Origin of the sequence: Treponema saccharophilum DSM 2985, from assembly GCF_000255555.1 — a bacterium.
GTDB classification, from domain to species: Bacteria; Spirochaetota; Spirochaetia; order Treponematales; family Treponemataceae; genus Treponema_D; species Treponema_D saccharophilum.
This window is the reverse complement of record NZ_AGRW01000027.1, coordinates 13726-34761: the sequence shown is the minus strand read 5'-3', so window position 1 is coordinate 34761 and position 21036 is coordinate 13726. Positions and strand designations below refer to the sequence as shown.

At 56.4% G+C, this 21036-nt stretch carries 17 protein-coding genes; 7 read left to right on the top strand and 10 right to left on the bottom strand.

Going from position 1 to position 21036, the window contains the following annotated elements:
• Nucleotides 1–263 precede the first annotated feature (263 nt).
• Nucleotides 264–1526, top strand: coding sequence for an argininosuccinate synthase (locus TRESADRAFT_RS01240; RefSeq protein WP_002702094.1), 1263 nt, complete (start codon nucleotides 264–266; stop codon nucleotides 1524–1526).
• 218 nt (nucleotides 1527–1744) lie between these two features.
• Here the strand turns inward: TRESADRAFT_RS01240 and TRESADRAFT_RS01235 are convergent, their stop codons facing one another.
• A complete protein-coding gene (locus TRESADRAFT_RS01235) occupies nucleotides 1745–2851 on the bottom strand; it encodes an aminotransferase class IV (RefSeq protein WP_002702093.1) in 1107 nt (368 codons plus the stop codon).
• Nucleotides 2852–3022: 171 nt separating this feature from the next.
• Between TRESADRAFT_RS01235 and ychF the strand changes: the two genes are divergently transcribed.
• On the top strand, nucleotides 3023–4156 hold the full coding sequence (gene ychF, locus TRESADRAFT_RS01230; RefSeq protein ID WP_002702081.1) for a redox-regulated ATPase YchF: 1134 nt from the start codon (nucleotides 3023–3025) through the stop codon (nucleotides 4154–4156).
• A gap of 127 nt (nucleotides 4157–4283) precedes the next feature.
• Nucleotides 4284–5282, top strand: coding sequence for an endonuclease/exonuclease/phosphatase family protein (locus TRESADRAFT_RS01225; RefSeq protein WP_002702080.1), 999 nt, complete (start codon nucleotides 4284–4286; stop codon nucleotides 5280–5282).
• Nucleotides 5283–5293: 11 nt separating this feature from the next.
• On the opposite strand, the gene TRESADRAFT_RS01220 is transcribed toward TRESADRAFT_RS01225, so the two are convergent.
• The 3 genes from TRESADRAFT_RS01220 to TRESADRAFT_RS01210 form a co-directional block, all read right to left on the bottom strand.
• The gene (locus TRESADRAFT_RS01220) at nucleotides 5294–5941 is read right to left on the bottom strand and encodes a type II toxin-antitoxin system RelB/DinJ family antitoxin (protein WP_002702078.1); all 648 of its coding nucleotides are present in this window, start codon (nucleotides 5939–5941) and stop codon (nucleotides 5294–5296) included.
• A gap of 123 nt (nucleotides 5942–6064) precedes the next feature.
• Nucleotides 6065–7654, bottom strand: a complete 1590-nt coding sequence (locus tag TRESADRAFT_RS01215; protein WP_050984996.1) for a type 2 periplasmic-binding domain-containing protein — start codon at nucleotides 7652–7654, stop codon at nucleotides 6065–6067.
• Between the two features lie 143 nt (nucleotides 7655–7797).
• On the bottom strand, nucleotides 7798–9642 hold the full coding sequence (locus TRESADRAFT_RS01210) for a phosphoenolpyruvate carboxykinase (GTP) (protein ID WP_002702074.1): 1845 nt from the start codon (nucleotides 9640–9642) through the stop codon (nucleotides 7798–7800).
• 255 nt (nucleotides 9643–9897) lie between these two features.
• Between TRESADRAFT_RS01210 and TRESADRAFT_RS01205 the strand changes: the two genes are divergently transcribed.
• The 4 genes from TRESADRAFT_RS01205 (at nucleotide 9898) to TRESADRAFT_RS01190 (ending at nucleotide 15735) form a co-directional block, all read left to right on the top strand.
• The gene (locus TRESADRAFT_RS01205; protein ID WP_002702071.1) at nucleotides 9898–11184 is read left to right on the top strand and encodes a TolC family protein; all 1287 of its coding nucleotides are present in this window, start codon (nucleotides 9898–9900) and stop codon (nucleotides 11182–11184) included.
• A 2-nt stretch (nucleotides 11185–11186) separates the two neighbouring features.
• A complete protein-coding gene (locus TRESADRAFT_RS01200; protein WP_002702070.1) occupies nucleotides 11187–12179 on the top strand; it encodes an efflux RND transporter periplasmic adaptor subunit in 993 nt (330 codons plus the stop codon).
• Nucleotides 12176–15355 carry an efflux RND transporter permease subunit gene (locus TRESADRAFT_RS01195; RefSeq protein WP_002702067.1) on the top strand — a complete coding sequence of 1060 codons (3180 nt, stop codon included), beginning with the start codon at nucleotides 12176–12178 and terminating at the stop codon, nucleotides 15353–15355. Before TRESADRAFT_RS01200 ends, TRESADRAFT_RS01195 begins: the two co-directional genes overlap by 4 nt.
• A gap of 95 nt (nucleotides 15356–15450) precedes the next feature.
• The gene (locus tag TRESADRAFT_RS01190) at nucleotides 15451–15735 is read left to right on the top strand and encodes a PG0541 family transporter-associated protein (RefSeq protein WP_002702065.1); all 285 of its coding nucleotides are present in this window, start codon (nucleotides 15451–15453) and stop codon (nucleotides 15733–15735) included.
• Nucleotides 15736–15867: 132 nt separating this feature from the next.
• On the opposite strand, the gene prmC is transcribed toward TRESADRAFT_RS01190, so the two are convergent.
• The 6 genes from prmC to TRESADRAFT_RS01160 form a co-directional block, all read right to left on the bottom strand.
• A complete protein-coding gene (prmC, locus tag TRESADRAFT_RS01185) occupies nucleotides 15868–16737 on the bottom strand; it encodes a peptide chain release factor N(5)-glutamine methyltransferase (protein ID WP_002702063.1) in 870 nt (289 codons plus the stop codon).
• Between the two features lie 65 nt (nucleotides 16738–16802).
• The gene (gene sdaAA, locus TRESADRAFT_RS01180) at nucleotides 16803–17669 is read right to left on the bottom strand and encodes an L-serine ammonia-lyase, iron-sulfur-dependent, subunit alpha (RefSeq protein ID WP_002702062.1); all 867 of its coding nucleotides are present in this window, start codon (nucleotides 17667–17669) and stop codon (nucleotides 16803–16805) included.
• A complete protein-coding gene (gene sdaAB, locus TRESADRAFT_RS01175) occupies nucleotides 17666–18346 on the bottom strand; it encodes an L-serine ammonia-lyase, iron-sulfur-dependent subunit beta (protein ID WP_002702059.1) in 681 nt (226 codons plus the stop codon). Before sdaAB ends, sdaAA begins: the two co-directional genes overlap by 4 nt.
• On the bottom strand, nucleotides 18343–19071 hold the full coding sequence (locus TRESADRAFT_RS01170) for an ABC transporter ATP-binding protein (protein WP_002702056.1): 729 nt from the start codon (nucleotides 19069–19071) through the stop codon (nucleotides 18343–18345). The genes sdaAB and TRESADRAFT_RS01170 overlap by 4 nt, the downstream gene beginning before the upstream one ends.
• Nucleotides 19064–19933 (bottom strand): ABC transporter ATP-binding protein, encoded by an 870-nt coding sequence (locus TRESADRAFT_RS01165; protein WP_002702055.1) that lies wholly within the window; start codon nucleotides 19931–19933, stop codon nucleotides 19064–19066. The genes TRESADRAFT_RS01170 and TRESADRAFT_RS01165 overlap by 8 nt, the downstream gene beginning before the upstream one ends.
• Complete coding sequence (locus TRESADRAFT_RS01160; RefSeq protein ID WP_002702053.1) at nucleotides 19930–21030, bottom strand: branched-chain amino acid ABC transporter permease; 1101 nt, start codon at nucleotides 21028–21030, stop codon at nucleotides 19930–19932. The genes TRESADRAFT_RS01165 and TRESADRAFT_RS01160 overlap by 4 nt, the downstream gene beginning before the upstream one ends.
• Nucleotides 21031–21036 lie beyond the last annotated feature (6 nt).

Here is a 21036-nt window from a genome sequence, read left to right as displayed (position 1 = left end):
AAACAACCCTTGCAGGGCGGAGCGCCAGCTCCGCATCCGCACGTTCCGACGAATGAATGCCCCGCATGAACAAAAATCGCGCACCTTCCTATGGAAAAAAGATTTCCCGTAAGTCAAACAACCCTTGCAGGGCGGAGCGCCAGCTCCGCATCCGCACGTTCCGAAAAACGAATGACCCGCATGAACAAAACGTGCGGCGATTGCATAAATTTACATGAATCGCTATCATCTTTGCATAAATATTCATTTTTTAGGAGCGAATCATGGCAAAGGATAAGGTCATTCTTGCGTATTCCGGCGGGTTGGACACAACGGTCATCATACCGTGGCTCAAAGAGAACTACGACTACGACGTAATCGCGGTCTGCATCGACGTAGGTCAGGGCGACGACTGGGAAGCAATAAAGGGCCGCGCGCTCAAGACAGGCGCGTCGGCTTGCTACGTTGTTGACGCGCGAAAAGAATACATCGAAGAATACATCTGGCCGGCACTCAAGGCGAACGCTGTTTATGAGGACGAATATCTTCTCGGAACTTCGACTGCCCGCCCTCTCATCGGAAAAATCCTCGTCGAGTACGCTCGCCAGGAAGGCGCGACGGCAATCTGCCACGGAGCTACAGGAAAGGGCAACGACCAGGTACGCTTCGAGCTTGCGATAAAGGCATTTGCTCCTGACCTCCGCGTAATCGCTGCATGGCGCGACGACAAATGGAACATGGACAGCCGCGACGCTGAAATCAAATTCCTTGAGGACAGGGGTCTTGAAGTTCCGATGAAGAAGGACCAGTCCTACTCCCGCGACGAGAACATCTGGCACATCAGCCACGAAGGCTTGGAGCTTGAGAAGACAGCAAACGAACCGAACTATCCGCACATGCTCAAGAACACGACCGTTCCTGAAAATGCGGGCGAAGGCGAATATGTGACAATCGAATGGGAGAAGGGAATCCCGGTCTCATTGAACGGAAAGAAGATGGACGGTCTTGAGCTGATGACCGAACTCAACAAGATTGGCGGCAGGAACGGAGTCGGACTCGTGGACATCTGCGAGAACCGCTGCGTCGGAATGAAGAGCCGCGGAGTCTACGAAACACCGGGCGGAGCGATTTTGTATTTCGCGCACCGCATGATGGACCACATCTGCCTCGACCGCGACACATACCACTACAAGCAGCAGGTTTCGCTCCGCCTTGCAGAGCTCATCTACGACGGAAAAGTATTCACTCCGCTCTACGACGCTCTCATGGCGTTCGTCGATTCCACACAGCAGACTGTCACGGGCTGGACGAAGGTCAAACTCGTGAAGGGACAGATTCGCGCAGCAGGCTCAGACTCCAAGTACAGCCTCTACAACGAGGACATCGCTTCGTTCACGACAGGCGAACTCTACAACCACAAGGACGCGCAGGGCTTCATCACCCTCTTCGGACTTCCTCTCAAGGTCCGCGCGATGATGGAACAGAAAGTCGGCGAAGGCCGCGCCATCGTCGAAAGCAAGAACTTGAAGAAACGCCCGACGGAGTAATAGTTTTCTGGCGACGTCCTGTTGCCTGAAAACTACGCAGAGCCGCAAGTCGGTTCTGCAAAAATGTGGACGCACATCGTGTGCGTCCATTTTTTTTCGAAAAATCATTCCGAACTCGTTTAGGAACTTTTGCTTCGGCTTCGCTCAGCAACCGGATGCTGCAAAAAAAAACGCCCGCCGAATGTTCAGGGTTCGGGGGCGTTCGTATCATCTCGGGGTTAGTTTTTTCCGGGGATTACAACGGTGTTCCAGTTGTTGGGGTCTTCGAGAAGTCCGTATTGCCTTCCCTTGAGCAGCCTTTGTAGCTTGTAGGCGACGGTTCCTTCCTGCGTGCCGTCCTTGAAGTCGACTTTCTTTCCGTCAAGGTCGGTGAGCGATGTCATCGGGCTGATTCCTGCGGCTGTTCCCGTGACGAAGAATTCGACCGCGTTTTTCTGAACTTCCGCGAGCGAGACTTTCCGCTCCTCGACGTTCATTCCGCATTCCTTCGCGAGCGCGATGACGCTCTTCCTCGTGATTCCCGGAAGAATCGTGTCGCCGAGCTCCGGCGTTACGAGCGTTCCGTCCTTCAGGACGAAGAAGACGTTGCAGCTTGAGCCTTCCTGGAAATATTTGTGCTCCACGGCGTCGAGGTAAACGCACTCGACGAATCCCTTTACCTCAGCCTCGTGCTTCGCGATTGCGCTGATGACGTAGTTTGAGGCGCACTTGATGTAGCCCGTGCCGTTCGGGGTCGCGCGGATTCTGTTCGTGATGACGGCGCCGTCAAGACCTTTCTTGAAGTACGCACTGACAGTCGTCGCGCAGATGACGACGTACGGCTGGCGTGAGCATCCGACGCCGATAGCGCCTTCCGAATTCATGAACGGCCTCATGTAAATCGAATCCGCGTCGGCGTATCCTGTTTTCTCCCAGTCCGCGTTGTATTTCGGAACGTATCCGAGCGCCGCGTTCCGCTTGACGAATTCGACGCTCGCCGCGACGAACTGCTCGACAGGGAAAGCCGGGCAATAAAGCCCCTTCATAGAGTTGTTGAACCTCTTGCCGTTCTCTTCCGGGCGGAAAATAGCGACTCCGCCGTCCTTCGTGGGGAATCCTTTCATTCCCTCGAAGCATCCGTAGGCGTACTGCGAGGTGTAAGAAACTGTCGGGATGCCCATCTGGTTGCGCTTGTCGAGAACTGCCTTGCGCTCGTCCTCGCCCATCGCCATAAGCTCGTCGTATGTGACTGAATCAACCTGGAACCATTCCTCGTCCCATTTTGTCGTTTCCGGATTGTAGCGCGCGATGTATGTCACGGGATACAAATTCAAAGCAAATGCCATTGTCCAACTCCTTTTTAAATGAATTCGATGGAAAATATTATACCTTTCACAACGTAGTGTCGAGAACGGGAGCCGAATCGCCGCGCCTCTTTTTTTGCCGGGCGCCTCCGATAGCGTAATCGAAGACGGCTCGATATAATGGAAGACGAATTTAATTTTTTGGAGACGGAAATGAAACTTACTTGTGGAATCGTCGGTTTGCCGAACGTTGGCAAATCGACCATTTTTTCTGCGCTGACGAAATCCCCGGCACCTGCCGAGAATTATCCGTTCTGCACGATAGACCCGAACGTCGGCGTTGTCGAGCTTCCCGACGAGCGGCTCGATTTCATGGCGGGCGTGTTCCAGCCGAAGAAGAAAATCGCCGCGACTGTCGATTTCGTCGATATCGCGGGGCTTATCAAGGGCGCGTCGAACGGCGAGGGGCTCGGGAACAAATTTCTCGCGAACATCCGCGAGACGAGCGTAATCGCGCATGTCGTCCGCTGCTTCGACAATCCCGACATCCAGCACGTCCGCGACGATGCCAAGACCGAAGCTCCGATTGACCCCGAGAGCGACATACTCACGATAAATTACGAGCTGTGCCAGGCCGACATCGACACGATAAACAAGCGCGAGGAGAAGATTACGAAGGAAATCCGTGCGCTCGGCAAGGAGGCGGAAAAGAAGGTCGCCGGGTACAGGAGCGCCGTCGCGAAAATCCTTCCGCTTCTCAAGGACGGAAAGTGCGCGCGCCAGGCGGAGCTTACCGACGAGGAGAAGGCGGGAATCTACGACCTCCATCTTCTGACCGTGAAGCCGCAGCTGTTTGTCTGCAACATCGACGAGAACACAATCGAATCGGGGACGAACAAATACGTTGAGACTGTCCGCAAAATGGCCGCCGAGGAGAAGAGCGAGGTCATCGTCATCTGCGGAAAATTCGAATCCGACCTCGCGGACATAACCGACGAGAACGACAGGAAGGAATTCATGGAGAGCGTCGGGCTCAAGGAAAGCGGTCTTTCCGTTCTTGCGCGCGCCGCCTACCATCTCATGGGACTCCGTACATTCTTCACGGGCGGCCCGGACGAGTGCCGCGCATGGACAATCCGCGAGGGCGACAAGGCTCCTCAGGCTGCCGGCGTCATCCACACCGATTTCGAGAAGGGGTTCATCAAGGCGGAGGTGTATTCCGTCGCCGATTTGAAGGAATTCGGCTCGGAGGCTGAAATCAAGGCGCACGGAAAATACCGCCAGGAAGGAAAGGAATACGTCGTCCAGGACGGTGACGTTATGTTCTTCAAATTCAACGTGAAATAATCGCCGTTTCCATTTTCGATTGCCGCGCGGAAGACTGATTCTGTCTTCCGCGTTTTTTTTTGCCGGAAATGCGGATTTTTTTGAAAAAAACGCATTCCCCGCAGGTATTTTCAAGGCGGAGGTTCTTATGTTTTTCGGGAAAAGATGGAAAATCCGCCTCGCCGCAGCGTGTTTCCTGCCAGCGCTTTTTTTTGCGGGGGCGGCGGACTGCTTCGCGCATTCGGGCGGAAAAAGCGTTTCGGTCATGTGCTGGAACATGGAGACGTTTTTCGATGCTGTTTTCGACGGGAACGAGTACAAGGAATTCTCGTCGTCCCGCTCCGGATGGTGCGAGTCGAAATATCGGGTCAGGCTTGAGCGGGCGGCTTCCGTCATAAAAAAAATCGGCTGCGATGTCGTCGTGCTCGAGGAGATGGAAAAATCCGGGCAGCTCCGCGACATTTCGAACCAGCTTTCGGCGACGTTCAGCAGGAAATCGGTCTACCGGCACGGCTTTTTTGCCGCGGAGGAGGGCGCCTCCATAGGCTGCGGAATCCTTTCCCGGTATCCGATTCTCTCCGCGCGCGTCCATTCCATAAAAGTCGGCGGAAGAAAAGGACGATTCCAGCCGTCGCTCCGCCCGATACTGCAGGTCACGCTCGATGTCGGCGGAAAGAAAATCGACGTTTTCGTGAACCACTGGAAAAGCAAGAGCGGGAATTCCGCGGAAAGCGAGCAGTGGCGGGACAGGCAGGAGAGGCAGCTCGCGTTTTTGATGGGAAAGTCCGTGTCGTCCGGCGTTCCCGCGCTGGCATGCGGCGATTTCAACCGCTCTATTGAGGAATTCGAAAAGCGTGACGGGGACGGAAGCGGCCCAAACGTCGTCCTCAAAGGCGGACTTTCCGTCTACTCGCCGTGGTACGGTGATGACGGCAAGATTTGCGCTGTCGGAAGCTATTGGTATAAGGGCGCGTGGGAATATATCGACAATTTCTTTTCTGCCGGCGGAATTTCCATATCCGATTTCGCGCCGTGCACCGCAGGGGAGTGGGCTGACGCCTCGTTCCGTCCGCGGCGGTACAGGATGCATCCCGGCAGCGGCTATTCCGACCATCTGCCGATTGCCTGCAAAGTGCTTATCCTGTAGGAAGGACGCAGCTACATTCCGCAGCCGATTTCGTCGTCGTCGTCCCAGCTGTCGAACATGGCGTCGGGTGCGGTCTCGTCCTCGTCCTCTTCATGCGCTTTTTGGGATTCTTCTGCGCTTTTTTCTTCTTCCGCAGCTTTTTCCGCTTCCTTCTCCGCATACGGCTGCTCCGATGCGGGGAGGGGGGCGCCTTCATGCGGAGCAGGCTCGTTCACGATGGATGAGACGGTCGGAACTTCAGACTCCTCGGTTTTCTGCGCCGGCTCGTCGTCTCCCTCGTCCATCCTCATCTGCCGGACAAGCTCCTCGTTCGCGCGGACGCGTTCCTCGATTTTCCTTCGCTCTTCGATTTCCTCGGGAGTCGGTTCGCGCTGTTCCTCTTCCTCTGCGTGCGGAGCTGGTTCCTGTTCCGGCTCGGGCTTTTTCGCTTTTTTCTCCGCGTGGACGTTTTTTTCCTCCGCCTCGTCCTTGTGCTCGTGCTCTTCTGCGGGAACATCATCGCCGCTTATCACGAGTGGGAACGGAAGCCCCTTTTTGAGGATTGCCTGCGTGAGGAAAAGATTGACTGCCGAATCGAGCGTCAGTCCCAGTTTTTCGAATATGTCGGTTGCCTTGCCGACGAGCGCTTCGTCGGACTTGAATTTAAATGATTTGGACATGCGTGAATTATAGCAGAATGCGTCCTGAATGTCGGCGGCGTTCCGTTTTTCGCGGACGATGAAAAAAGGACGGGTGCGGCTTGCTCTTTTTCTGCCTTGCCCGTCCTTTCCGTCAATGTGTCGTCAGCTCATGAAGCCTTTTGGTTTTGCCTCTTCCTTTATTTTCTCCTCCCATTCCGAAAGCCCCTTCGCGTCAAGCTCCTTGACGAACGCGTCCCAATTTTCCTTCGTCAGGTTGCGGTAGCCGAGGATGAAATCCTTGATTCCGTTCCGGTAGAGTTTCTGGAGGTTGTCGTCCATCTTCTCGAATGAGAATCCGTCTATCCATGACTTCGACTGCATCTGCTTGAGGATTTCGAGCGAATCCATCGTCTGCCCGTTGTTCTTCGTCCACAGCGGGTAGCGCTCGCGGAGCTGCTCGTCCGAATACCTGTCCACTATCCACCGCAGCTGGAGGAGATTTTTCGATTCGACTGCCGTGTACGATTTTTTCTCGTCTGCGACCTTGTCGGAAATTTTTCCGCCTTCGAGCAGGTTGTAGTTCACGCCTTCCTGCCCGTACCATATGTCCATGTAGGCGTCCGTGTACATCCATTCGAGCATTTTCGCAAGCCGCGGGATTTTTCCGAGCTCGTATGTGCGCTTATTCACGGCGAGGAAATTCCACGTCTGCGTGTTCGTCCCGACCGCCGATTTTCCGTCAGCCCCTTTCGGCGGGTCGATGACTATCCACTCTCCGTCCGGGAAGTTGTCGTCGAACGGCTTGTAGTTGCTTTTCAGCGAGTACGCGCCGAAATTCTCGCGCATGATTCCGAACCGCCCGCTTTTCCACGCGTCCCTGAAATCGTCCTTCTTGTAGGCGCTCCAGTTCGGGTCGATTACCTTGGACGTGACCATTTTCCTGACGAACGTCATCGCGTCGAAGAATTTCTCGTCGCGGATGTTCAGCGCGAAATGCTCCCTGTCGTAGTTGAACGTTCCGCAGACGCCGAATGCGCCGAAAATCGGGGAGAATCGTTTTCCGAGCCCGTCTTCCTGCACGTTCGCTTCTATGTACGCGCCGAATCCGTATGTGTCGTCCTTGTGGTTGCCGTCCGGGTCGTTGAACGTGAACGCAAGCATCACGTTGTAGAAATCGTCAATCGTCTTCGGGATGGGGAGGTTCAGCTTGTCGAGCCAGTCTTTCCTGATGAGGACGCCCTCGTTTTTCGGGACGCTTGTGTTTGACGAGGGGTAGGCGAGCGCGAACGTCATTCCGTCGATTTGTGCCGCGCGCTTGGCGGACTCTGTGTAGATTCCCTTCGTCCGCTGCGGCATGAGCGGGAACATCTTGTCCACCGATGTGATTTTGTTTTGCTTTGCAAGCTCCAGCATCGTCGAGTGCGAGCACCTGAAGATGTCCGGAAGCGAATTCGTCTTCGCCGCCTGCATGATTATCATTTCCATTTCCTTCTGGTCGTACGGAAGCGCGTGAAGGATGAGGTCGATGCCGAGCTCGTTCCTGAGGCGCTCGTACAGGAACCAATCTGCCGGCGGTTCCCCCGCCTCGCTTTGCGATGGTACGTACCACATCTCGAGTTTCACGAGTTTCTGCTGCCCGTTATCACCGCTGTTTTCGCACGACAGGAATGCAAGCGATGATGCCGCCACGAGCGCGATGCGCGCTATCCTGCAAACGTTTCTGTGTTTGCCGAAAAAATGGAATCCTTTCATAATGATGAAAAGTATAGAGCATAATCGCATTAGTGAAAGCATTCCGAGCCCTTCCGCCGGTAAATTTTATGGCAGAAAAAAACGCCCGCCCAACCGAGCAAACGGTAGGGCGGGCGGATGCTTTCTAACGCGTCAGCGCGCGATTATTTTGAAAGGCGAGCTTCGAGGTCGTCGAGGCAAGCAGAAAGCTCTTTCGGGAGGTGAGAGCCGAACTTGGGATAGTGGTTCTCGCGGATGTCCTTGACTTCCTTCTTCCATCCCTCGACATCGACCTTGAGAATCTCGGGCAATGTCTTCTTGTAGTAGTCGGCCAATCCGTCTGTGTTGATTGCGCCGTCTTTCGGCATGAATCCGATCGGAGTTTCGACTGCGTTGTCCTTTCCGTCGCAGCGGTCGAAAATCCATGCGAGGACGCGGCTGTTGTCGCCGTAGCCCGGCCACATGAATCCGCCCGGAAGCTCTGCGTTGTTCTCGTCCTTGCGGAACCAGTTCACGTAGAAAATCTTCGGGAGCTTGTCCTGGTCTTTTGCGGAAGCGCCGACGTTAATCCAGTGCTGGAAGTAGTCGCCCATGTTGTATCCGCAGAACGGAAGGATTGCGAACGGATCGCGGCGGATTTTTCCGACTTCAGCAGCATTGATTGTTGAAGCGGCCGTGATTTCCGAACCGACGATTGAGCCGAGGAACACGCCGTGGTTCCAGCTGCGCGCCTGATGCACGAGCGGAACAGTTGACGGGCGGCGTCCGCCGAAGAGGATTGCTGAAATCGGCACTCCTTTCGGGTCTTCCCATTCTTTCGCGATGCACGGGCACTGTTTTGCAGGAGCCGTGAAGCGTGCGTTCGGATGAGCCATTTCCTCGCCCTTGGGAGCCTTGTCCTTCGGGAACGCGTCGCGGGTGTTGCCCTTCCAGTCGACGAGCTTGCCCTTTGCCGGGTATCCGATTCCTTCCCACCAGACGTCTCCGTCCTCTGTGAGGGCGCAGTTCGTGAAGATTGTGTTCTCAGACGCAGAGACAAGAGCGTTCTTGTTGCTCTCCGCAGATGTTCCGGGAGCGACTCCGAAGAATCCTGCCTCCGGGTTGATGGCGTAGAGGCGTCCGTCCTCGCCGAACTTCATCCAAGCGATGTCGTCGCCGATTGTCTCGACCTTCCATCCCGGGATTGTCGGGATGAGCATTGCGAGGTTCGTCTTTCCACAAGCTGACGGGAACGCGCCGGTGACGTACTTGACTTCGCCCTGCGGGTTCGTGAGCTTGAGGATGAGCATGTGCTCAGCGAGCCATCCCTCTTCGTGAGCGATGACTGAAGCGATGCGGAGCGCGAAGCACTTCTTTCCGAGAAGAGCGTTTCCGCCGTATCCTGAACCGTAGCTCCATACGAGGTGCTCCTCGGGGAACTGGGAGATGTACTTCTGCTCGACAGGAGCGCACGCCCAAACGCCGTTGTCCTTCGCGCCGTTGTTGAGCGGCTTTCCGACTGAGTGGAGGCACGGAACGAAGTTGTCGTCGAGGTACTGCCAGACTTTCTCGCCGGCGCGTGTCATGATGTCCATGTTGAGGACGACATACTCTGAGTCCGTAAGCTCAACACCGCACTTTGAAATCGGCGAGCCGAGCGGTCCCATGCAGAACGGGATGACGTACATCGTGCGTCCGTGCATGCAACCCTTGTAGAGACCCTTCATTGTCGCCTTGAGTTCTTTCGGGTCGATCCAGTTGTTCGTCGGACCAGCGTCATCCTGCTTCACAGAAGAGATGAACGTGCGTTTCTCGACGCGGGCGACGTCCGAGGGGTCTGAGCGGAACAGGAAGCTGTTCGGCTTCTTTGCCAGCGGTGTCGCAAGCCCGGACTCGACGCATTTCTTCATGAGGCGGTCGTACTCTTCCTTGCTTCCGTCGCATACATAGACGTCGTCAGGTTCGCACATCGCCTTGCATTCTTCAATCCAAGCCTTGATTTTTGGATTTTTGATTTGATCAAGTGTCATTCAAAGATCTCCTTTCTTATAAAGATTTTAGCAGGATTATATTGGTTTTTGAGGGCATATTCAACGTTCCGGACAGCATCCGCCGTATCGCCTCGCGTTTTCACGGGATGCTTAAAAGTGTTGTTATAAAAATAAATCTTCTGTTATAAAGCGGAACGTTTTTGCGAATCGCGGTTTTTTATGAAGTAAAATAAATTCGCTTCTGGCGCGAATCCGAAATTCCGCCCGCGGCAAACTGAAAAATATGGAGAGAACATGAAACGTCTTTTTGCGGCCATGCTCGCATTTTCCTGCACTGTTTCGTTCGCACAGACAAAACTTTCTGTTGACGACGCCGTTGCCCTCGCGAAGGAGAGCAACGTTTCAATCGCACGAAACGAGATAACGCTCGATGCCCTCCGGCGGGCGGAGTCTCATTCGTGGAATTCCGCAAGCCCCTCTGTTTCCGTCGGGGCGCAGTCTTCCGTTCCCGTCGGGGCGCTCAGCGACAGCGATGCCGGATACACGGCGGCCCTCAGCGTTTCGGCGAGCGTTTCGCTCAGCCTTTCGGCAAATCTCTACACTTCCATAAAATCGGCGAAGCTGAACTACGAAATGGGAAAAATTTCCTTTGACGAGGCGGTGCGCGGCGTCGAGCTTTCCGTGCGGCAGACGTTCTACGGGCTGTTGTACGAGAAGGAGAACATCGCCCTGCAGGAAAGCAACCTGCAGAATGCGCGGAGGCAGTACGACTCGAACCTTCAGAAATACAACAGCGGCCGCCTGAGCGAGATAGACGTCCTGTCCGCGGAGGTGAGCTGGAAATCCGCCATACCGACGGTGGAAAGCGCGCGCACGTCATATCAGAACGACATGGCGAGCTTCAAGCGCCTTCTGGGAATCGACCTCGACGAGGAAGTCGAGCTTGTCGGGAGCCTTGACGTGTTCGGGAACATGAAGGGGATAAGCCTCGACGATGTCGACATCCGCTCGGCGGAAATCGAGACGCTTGAGAAGAAAATCGAGGCGGCGAGGATTTCCGTGCTCGACAAGCGGTTCTCCGCGTACGCGCCGTCGCTCAGCCTCGCCTTCAAGCTCAGCGACGGAAACTGGTACGTCGGCGCCGACAACGCGAAGGATGCCGAAAAATCGGCTTCACTCACGGTGAGCGCGACAATCCCGCTCGACGGCGTCCTTCCCTGGTCTGCAAAAAGCGACGCCATCGAAAGCGCAAAGGATTCCCTGCGCGACTACGAGCTGCAGCTTGCCGACGCGAAAACGGCGCTCCGCCTTTCCGTCGATTCGTATGTCCGCTCGATAAACCAGAGCTTGTCCTCGATAAAATCGAAGCAGGCGAACGTGAAGCTCGCCCAGCGCAGCTACGCCATGACGCAGGACGCGTACAACCGCGGCACGAAGGATTTGACGAGCCTCCAGTCGGCGAACAGCTCGCTTCTTTCCGCGCAGGTGTCGCTCAAAAGCGAAATCTACTCGCTCGCAAAAACCGTCATGAATCTTGAGAACGCAATCGGAGTTCCGTTCGGGACTTTTGTAGGAGAATGAGAATGAAAATAAGGAAATCAATCGTCGTCGCCATCGTGATTGTGGCGGCCGCCGCCGTTGTCGTCGTCGCGGGAAACGCGCTTTCTGATTCCGGCGGGAAAAAAGCCGACATGAGGCGCGGCGGAAGGGGCGACACTGTCGTTTCCGTGAAGACGCAGGAGCTGAAGGTCGAGACGCTCCACGGGTATGTCTCGACGAACGGCGAGGTCGAGTCGCAGAATTCGGTTTCGGTTTTTCCGGACATCGCGGGAAAAATCGTCGAGACGTCCGTGATGCTCGGCTCAAGCGTGAGGAAAGGCGAGATTATCGCATACGTCGACCCGAGCGCGCCCGGCTCTTACTACAAGAAAAGCCCCGTCTACGCCCCCATTTCCGGAAGCGTCATTTCGACGCCGATAAAGAACGGGACGACGGTTTCCACGGGAACGGCTGTCTGCGTAATCGGCGACATAAACAACCTCCAGGTTTCCGCGAACGTCCCGGAGCGGTACGTTTCCGTTCTCGCGGTCGGTCTGAAGGCGGACGTTTCCGTCGAGGCGTATCCGGGCGTCGTCTTCCCGGCAACCGTCACGCGCGTTTCTCCGGTGGTCGACGCGTCGAGCAGGACGAAGCAGGTAATCCTCCAGTTCGACGAGAAGGACCCGCGCGTCAATGCCGGAATGTTCGCGAAAGTAGTCCTCTTTACCGAGGATTACGACGGGTTCGTGACGATGCCGTCCGATTCGCTCGTGCAGAACGGCGACTCGTATTTCGCCTACGTCCTGACCGGAAAAGGAACCGTCTCGAAAAGGGAAGTTTCCCTCGGAAAGACGGTGGACGGAATCGTGCAGATAACGTCCGGCGTCGAGGCAGGCGAGCGCGTCGTCGTTCAGGGGCAGACGGCGCTTGCTGACGGGTCGAAAGTGCAGGACATTTCCGAAAAAACGCCGAAGAAGGTTTCTTCCGGGGGCGGGGACAAAAAGGACGCTTCAAGAAGCGGAGGAACGAAAAAATGAGCATCAGCAAGTCAACGCTTGAGCATCCGGTGCTCACCCTTATCGTTTTCACGCTCCTCCTTATAGTCGGGCTTTTTACGATGCAGAATGTCGCGATAAACCTGATGCCCGACGTCGATTCCCCGTACATCACCGTGCGGACGACGTACGCGAACGCGGGCCCTGAATCCGTAGAGAAGAGCGTGACGAAAATCCTCGAGGGGCAGCTCGTTTCCGTAAGCGGGCTGAAGAACATGACGTCGCGCTCGACTTCAGGCTCCTCCTCGATTTCGCTCGAATTCAACTACGGAACCGACCTTGAGTCGGCGACGAACGACATCCGCGACAAGATAAGCCGCGTGCAGAAAAGCCTTCCCGATGACGCGGACTCGCCGTCGATAATGAAAATGAACGCGGACTCAATGCCGATAATGCGCATCGCCGTCCGCGGAAACCGTTCCAACGACGATTTGAAGCTTATCGCGGAGGACCAGATTGTCGATTTGCTCGAGCAGGTCGACGGAATTGCCGAGGCGGATGTCTCCGGCGGACGGACGAAGATTGTCCGCGTGGAGATTTCACAGAACAGGCTTGCCGCCTACAACCTCACGATGGCGGGCGTCTATTCCGCGCTGGCAAAGCAGAACCTTGAGCTCGGCGGCGGAAAGATAACGGAGGGAACGCACGATTACACAATCCGCACGACGGGCGAATTCTCGAGCATCGAGGAAGTCAACGACACGATAATCACGACTGTGAACGGCTACGTCGTCAGGCTTTCCGACATCGGGACGGCGACGCTCGGGTACAAGGACAAGTCGAGCGAGGTCTACATAAACGGGGAGCCGGGGGTCTACGTCTCCATCACGAAGCAGTCCGGAAAGAACACCGTCACCGTCGCGAAGGCTGCGCGCGCGAAGATTGCCGAGATTCAGGAAATCCTTCCCGGCGACATCTCGCTTGAGATAATCCGCGACTCCTCGACATCGATAAACGACACGATAAACACGCTTATCGAGTCCGCCGTGCAGGGGCTTCTCCTCGCCGTCGTAATTCTCTTCCTGTTCCTCAAATCCGGAAAGTCGACGCTCATCATAGCGATTTCTATTCCGCTCTCGATTGTCATAACGCTTCTGTGCATGAACATGGCGGGGATAACGCTCAACATGATGACGCTGACGGGGCTTATCCTCGGCGTCGGAATGATTGTCGATGCCTCGATAGTCATGATTGAGAACATCTACGTGTACCGCTCGCGCGGCGCGAAGGCGAAGGTCGCTGCCGTCCTCGGCTCGTCGGAAATGATTATGTCCGTCGTTTCCGGGAACCTCACGACTATCTGCGTCTTCGTCCCGTTCCTTTTCTTCATGAAGGATTTGGGAATGTACGGACAGATGTTCAAGGGAATCATCTTCACCGTCGTAATCGCGCTCGTCTCCTCGCTTTTCGTGGCGATTTTCCTTGTCCCCGTCCTCGCGGGCAAATTCTTCCCGCTGACGAACCGCAACGAGAAGCCCGTCTCGTTCAGGCCGCTCAGAAAATTCTACGAGATTCTCGAAATTCCGCTGACGGCCCTGACGGCGCTGTACAAGCGCGCGCTGAAATCGGCTCTCTCGCACCGGCTCGTCACCTGCATAATCTGCATCGCCGTTTTTCTCTGCGCCATAGGCATTGCGCCGACGCTCAGAATCCAGATGATGACGGGCGGCGGCGACGACAGCGTGACGCTGAACGTGACGCTTCCCATCGGAACGACGCTTTCCGAGACGTCGAATGTCCTCAAGACGTTCGAGAAAATCTGCCAGGATGAAATACACGGATACACGACGCTCATAACGACAATCGGCTCGAGCTCCGCGTCGTACAAAGGCTCTATCCAGATAAACCTGCCGTCGTCTGAGTCGCAGATTGACAGCGCGGAGTCGATCCAGAACAAGCTGCGCGCGCATTTCGGCGACTTCACCGACGCGCGGTTCAATTTCTCCCAGGGAATGCGCGGGCAGATGACCGGCTCGAGCTTCAAGCTGCGCGTCCGCTCCGACGACCTCGATTCCGCGCTGAACGTGGCGTCGCAGGTCAGGGATGTTATGGAAAGCATTTCCGATGTCGGCGAGGTTTCGATCGACACGGAGGAGGGGCTTCCGGAAGTCGAGATTTCAATCGACAGGCAGCGGGCGTATTCGTTCGGAGTCGACGTGCAGACCGTGGCGAAGGAAATCAACTACGCGATAAACGGCGTGACGGCGACGACGTACCGCGACAACGGAAAGGAATACAGCATGGTCGTCATGTACCGCCCGTCCGACCGGAAAAGCGTCTCCGACCTTGAGAGCATATACGTCAAGGGAAATTCGGGGATGGTCAGCGTGGCGAATTTCGCGTCCGTCAAGAAAGGGCTCGGTCCCGTTACGATAAACAGGACGAACCAGACGCGCGTCGTCACTGTTACCGCCGACAACAACGGAATGCGGAACGACTACGAGGTCGAGAACGACATAAAGGACGGCATCGCCGAGACGTTCATCATTCCCGACGGCGTGACAATCGTCTACGAGGGAAACTGGAAGGACACGCAGGAGCAGGGGCGCATATTCGGCCTTATCGGCGCGATGGCGATAATCCTCGTTTTCGGCGTTATGGCGGGAACGTACGAAAGTTTCCGGGCACCGTTCATCAACCTCTGCACGATTCCGTTCCTCACAATCGGCGTCGTCTTCATCTACAAGATTTCGGGGCAGGCGTTCTCGATGATGAGCGCGGTCGGGCTTATCATGCTCGTCGGAATCGTCGTCAACAACGGAATCATCCTCGTCGATTACACGAACCTGCTTCTCGACCGCGGGATGAAGATGAAGGAGGCGTGCCTTGCCGCCGGAGTGTCGCGTCTGCGCCCCGTTTTGATGACGACGCTGACGACGATTCTCGGAATGCTTCCGATGTGCTTTTCGACTAGCGGCAGCGCGGGAATGGTCCAGCCGATTGGCGTCGCCGTCGTCGGCGGGCTTTCTTCGTCGACGTTCATCACGCTTTTCTTCATTCCCGTCCTTTATTCGCTCGTCATGCGCGAGAAAAAGACGAACAGGAGCGGCATAAAAGTCCTCCTCCCGATGAAAGGCGCGGGAAAATCCTCGAAACGCGACGACGAGGACAGCGCCCCTCGCGAGCCGAACGAATTTTCCGACAGCATGGCGTTTTGATTTTGGAGGTTCCGGAACGCGGGAAATGCGATTCCGGAATTCTTCCGCTGCATTTTATTTTTTTTGAGTTCGGGGCAATCCCGGAAGGAGGAGCGATGTTCCGCGCTGAGATAATCGCGAACAATTCCGTTCAGGATGACATAATCGAGGTGCTTGAGGAAAACATTCCCGGCATTCTGTACACAATCCAGCCGCTTGCGCACGGTCGCGGCGGAAACGACTACAAGCTCGGAAGCGGCACGTGGCCGGAGACGAATTTCATCCTCGTGAGCTACATCGACGACGAGGATAAGGATTCGGTGCGCGCGATAATCGCCGCCGTAAAAAAACGATTTCCCGACGAGGGGATAAAACTTTTCTTCGTGCGCGCCGAGGACTGAAAAGCGACTTCAAAATGACGCCGCTTTCGTGCATCTCCGCCTGAGAAAATCGGGACGGCCGGAGATTCCGAAACGAGTTCGGAAGGGCAGTTTTGCCCGCGGCTGATGGTGTTTTTTTGCTGCGGGCGGCTGTTATTTCCTTCCGTGGACGACGCGGAGAAGTCCGGCGAGGTCCTTTTCGATGGCGACGTCGCGGAATCCTGCTTTCCTCATAAGTTCCGCGGCTTTTTCCGCGTTGTACTCGCCCGTCTCCATCGCGAGAAGCCCGCCCTCGTTGAGGTGCGCGAGCGATTGCGGGATGAGGTTCCTGATGATGCCGAGCCCGTCTTCCGAAAGCCCGTCGAGCGCCAGAAGCGGCTCGTTCCGCCCGTCCTTCAGCAGTTCCGCCGCCTCCCCGCTCGGAATGTACGGCGGGTTCGTGACGATGATGTCGAACGTGCCGGAAATATTTTCGAGGATGTCCGATTTCGCGAAGGAGATTTTCTGCACGGAAATCGGGTTCAGCAGCTTTGCGGCGTTCCTTTTCGATATGTCGAGCGCCGCCTGGCTTATATCGACGAACGTGAAATTCGGAATCGACGAGTATTTTATGCCGGAGTCAAGCAGCGCGCTGTAAATCGAAAGCCCGACGCATCCGCTTCCCGAGCAGAGGTCGCATATCGATTTCGTCTCGCTCGTGACAGCCGACAGCGCGAAATCGACGAGCGTCTCCGTGTCCGGCTTCGGGATGAGCACGTCCGGCGTGACGATGAATTCGTAGCCGTAGAATTCCTTTTTTCCCGTGATGTACGCGACGGGCAGCCCCTCCGTCCGTTTCCGTATTGCGGAGTCGATTTTTTCCGCCTGCTCGTCCGTGAGCTGGCTGTTGCGGTGGAAGAGAATCCATGTCCTGTTCTGCGCGAGCACGTCCCCGATGATGAGGTCCGCGTCAAGTTCCGGCGTGTCCGAGCCGGCCTTTCCGATTTCCCGCACAGCCTTCGTGCGAATTTCGTAAATGTTCATGATTTTATTTTCGGCAAAAAAGCCCCGCCTGATGGAACCAAAAAACGGTGCGGAGGATGTTTTTTTCAGCTCAGCGATTTTGCGATGTCCTTTGCGGTCTCCGTCGCGGCAAGCCCTCCTTCAGCCGTCTCGCGAAGGCTTTCCGGCATCGCGCGCCCTACGGATTTCATCGCGTCGATCACCTCGTCGGCGGGAATGCGGCTTTTGATTCCCGAAAGCGCCATGTCCGCAGCCGTCACCGCGTTCACCGCGCCGATGACGTTCCGCTTGATGCACGGGACTTCGACAAGACCCGCGACGGGGTCGCACACCAGTCCGAGCAGGCTTTTCAGGGAAATGGCGACGGCGGCGCAGACCTGCTCGGCGCTTCCGCCCTGCAGATATACGAGCGCGCCCGAAGCCATCGCCGAAGCCGCCCCGATTTCTGCCTGGCAGCCGCATTCCGCGCCCGAAATGCTCGCCCTGTCCGCGATGACGCCGCCGATTCCTGCCGCGACGAACAGCGCCTCCGCGATTTTTTCGTCCGTCGTCCCGAACCGTTTCGCGTATGGAATGAGGACGGCGGGAAGGACGCCGCACGAGCCTGCCGTCGGGGCGGCGACAATCCGCTTCATGCAGGCGTTCGATTCCGCGGTAGCGAGCGCGTAATACATGACGCTGGACACGAACGGACCGATAAGGGCGTCGCCTTTTTTCGTGTACGACTCGTAGAGCGCGGCATCCCCGCCCGAAAGCCCGCTTGCCGAACGCAAATCCGGCTTGTAGTTTTCGGCGGCAGATTTCATCACGCCCCACAAATGCTTCATGTCGTTCTCCGCCTTTTCGCGCGTCGCTCCGCTTTCGGCGGTCTCGTCCGCAATCAGCGATTCGAAAAGCGTCTGTTTTTTCTCGACGCACGCGGCGCACCACGATTCCATGCTTTTGAACGTCATGAGCGTGCCTCAGTGTCCCGCACGTTCAGGTACGTGACTTTGATGACGCCCTCGACGCGGTGGAGCCATGAAATCGCATCGGGCGGAACGGGCTGGTCCGTTTCGACAATCATGACGGCATACCCTCCTTTTTTGTTCCTGTAAAGGTTGAGCGTGGCGATGTTCACCGATTTGTGCGCGAGCATCGACGTCACTTCCGCGACGTGCCCGGGCTGGTCGAGGTTGTGGACGATGAGCGTTGGGTATTCGCCCGTGAAATTCGTCTCGATTCCGTCTATTTTGTTTATGCAGATTCTTCCGCCGCCAATCGACGACGCCTGTATCTTGAGTTTCCGCCCGTCCTCCGCGCGCAGGTCGATGACGGCGGTGTTCGGGTGCGTGCCTTCGGGAAGCGTTGCCGTGCCGAACGAGAACGAAAGCCCGTTTTTTTCGGCAACCGAAAAGCTCTGCGGAATCGAAAGGTCGTCCGCCTCCATCCCCAGAAGACCCGCGACGAGCGCTTTGTCCGTTCCGTGCCCGCGCCCTGTCTCAGCGAACGAGCCGTAGAGATGGATGTCCGCGCGGGACGGACGGGCGCCGAGCAGTTTCCGGCAGACGTTCCCGATTCTGACGGCGCCTGCCGTATGCGAGCTCGACGGCCCGACCATCACCGGCCCCAGAATGTCGAAGACGGTCATGAGCAGACCTTTTCCTGCCGCGCTTTTCCAAGATATGCGGCGCGGACTCGCTCGTCGGCAAGCAGCGCCTGTCCGCTTCCCTCCGCGACGATGCTTCCCGTTTCGAGAACGTAGGCGATGTCCGCCGTTTTCAGCGCCATGTGCGCGTTCTGCTCGACGAGGAGGATTGTCACCCCGCGCCTGTTTATTTCCTTTATTATGTCGAAAATCAGCTGGACGACGAGCGGCGCGAGCCCGAGCGACGGTTCGTCCATCATGATGAGTTTCGGGCGGCTCATGAGCGACCGGCCGACCGCGAGCATCTGCTGCTCCCCGCCGGAAAGTGTTCCTGCAAACTGCCACGAGCGTTCCTTGAGCCTGGGAAAAAGCTCGTAGACCCATGAAAGGTCGTCGGAAATCTCCTTCTTGCTTCGCCTTGTGTACGCCCCGATTCGGAGATTCTCCTCGACGGTAAGGTCGGTGAACACGTGCCGCCCTTCCGGAACGAGCGAAATTCCCGCCGTGCATATTTTCTGCACGGGAAGACCCGTTATGTTTGACGAGCGGAACGAAATCTCTCCGCCGGCCGGCTGGACAAGCCCGCTGATTGTCCGCAGCAGCGTCGATTTTCCGGCACCGTTCGAGCCGATAAGCGTCACGATTTTTCCTTCGGGCACCTCAAGGCTGATGTTCCTCAGCGCCTGGATGCCGCCGTAGTTCACTTTCAGCGAATCGATTTTAAGCATCGCTTTCCTCCCCAAGATACGCTGCGATGACAGCGGGATTTTTTTGGACTTCCTCGGGCGTTCCCTCCGCGATGAGCGCGCCGAAATTCAGCACGTAGATGCGGTCGGAAATGTCCATGACAAGCTCCATGTGGTGCTCGATCATCAGAATTGTCAGGTTGAATTCGTCCCGGATCCTGTGGATAAATTCCGTAAGCTCCGCCGTCTCCTGCGGGTTCATTCCCGCCGCCGGCTCGTCGAGCAGGAGCAGTTTCGGCTCCGTCGCAAGCGCGCGCGCAATCTCAAGGCGGCGCTGCCTTCCGTAGGGGAGCGACGTGCATTTTTCGTCGGCGACGTCGGAAAGCCCGAGAATCTCAAGAAGTTCCGCCGTCTCCTTCCGCTGCCGCAATTCCTCCGCGCGGTTCAGGCGGAATGTGGCGGAAAAAACGTTGCTCGTCCGCCTCAGATGCTTTGCGATAAGCACGTTGTCGAAAACGCTCTGGCTTTTCCACAGCCGGATGTTCTGGAACGTGCGCGCGATGCCGGCTTTCGTGATTTTGTCCGGCGTCGGCTCGATTCTCCCGCGGAAAATCATTCCCGCGTCTCCCGCATAAAGCTTTTTCATTTTCCCGTGCGGATGGTTTTCGATAATCTTTTTGCCGTCGAAGAAGACACATCCGTTCGTCGGCGCATAGACGCCCGTCACGACGTTGAACGCCGTCGTCTTTCCCGCTCCGTTCGGCCCGATGAGCGAGACAATCTCGTTCTTCCGTATCGAAAGCGAAAGGTCGTTCACCGCGACGACGCCACCGAACTGCATCGTCACGTGCTCCATGCGGAGGACGCTTGTCTTCATGTCGTTTGTGCTTGCTGAACTGCTCATTTTGCCGCGCTCCGTTTCATGCTGATTTTCTGCTTTGCCGAGCGGAGCTGCCGGAGAATCCCCGAAAGCGAAAGCTCGTGCTCGCCCATTATTCCTTTCTGGTAGAACAGAACGATTGCCATGATTGCGACGGAGAAAACGACCTTGCGGAATCCCGGGCGGAGAAGCGGAATCTGGAATGCCCCGATGAACAAATCCGAGCTGTCAAGGAAGCGGAGCCACCATTCGGAGCAGGCGATGAAAAGGAAAGACGCGATGCAGCTTCCGGAAATCGAGCCGATTCCGCCGATGACGACAATCAGGAGAATTTCGTATGTCATCGCGGATTTGAACTGGCTCGCCTGGATTGTCGTCTGGAACATCGCGAGCAGCGCGCCCGAAATCCCCGCGAAAAACGAGCTTATCGTGAACGCGAGCTGCTTGTGGTGCGCGAGGTTTATTCCCATCGCCTCCGCCGCAACCTCGTCGTCGCGGATTGCCTTGAACGCCCGGCCGTACGTCGAGCGGACGAGCATCACGATGAGCGCGATGCAGATTCCCGACACCGCGAACGGAAAAAGCACCGAGCGGAAAACCGTGTATTTTCTCAGCAGGTTCGAGCCGTTCGTCAGGAACCCGAGCTTGTCCCACTGGAAAAGCGCCCGCAAGATTTCGGCAAAGCCGAGCGTCGCAATCGCAAGGTAGTCCGATTTGAGGTGGAGCACCGGAAGCCCTATGAGGAACGCGAAGAGCGCCGCGACGACACCCGCAAGGATGAGCGCGATCGGGTAGGGAAGGCAGAACTGGATAAGCCCTCCGTCGAAATACTGGTAGACCGCGCCCCGAAGGGAAACGGGAATCGTGCATACGCTGTAGACATATGCTCCTATCATCATGAATCCAGCCTGCCCGAGCGAGAAAAGCCCCGTGAACCCGTTCAGCAGGTTCATCGATACGGCGACGAGCGCGTAAATCGCTCCTTTTTTCAGCACGGTGAAAAGCATCGACGTGCGCGGAAGGACGTTCTCAAGGACGGCAAGCGATATGAAGAACAGCGCGGCAAGAACTGCGCCGAACGCGTATTCCGTTGTTTTTGTTCTATTTAACGCCAATGTCATAGTATT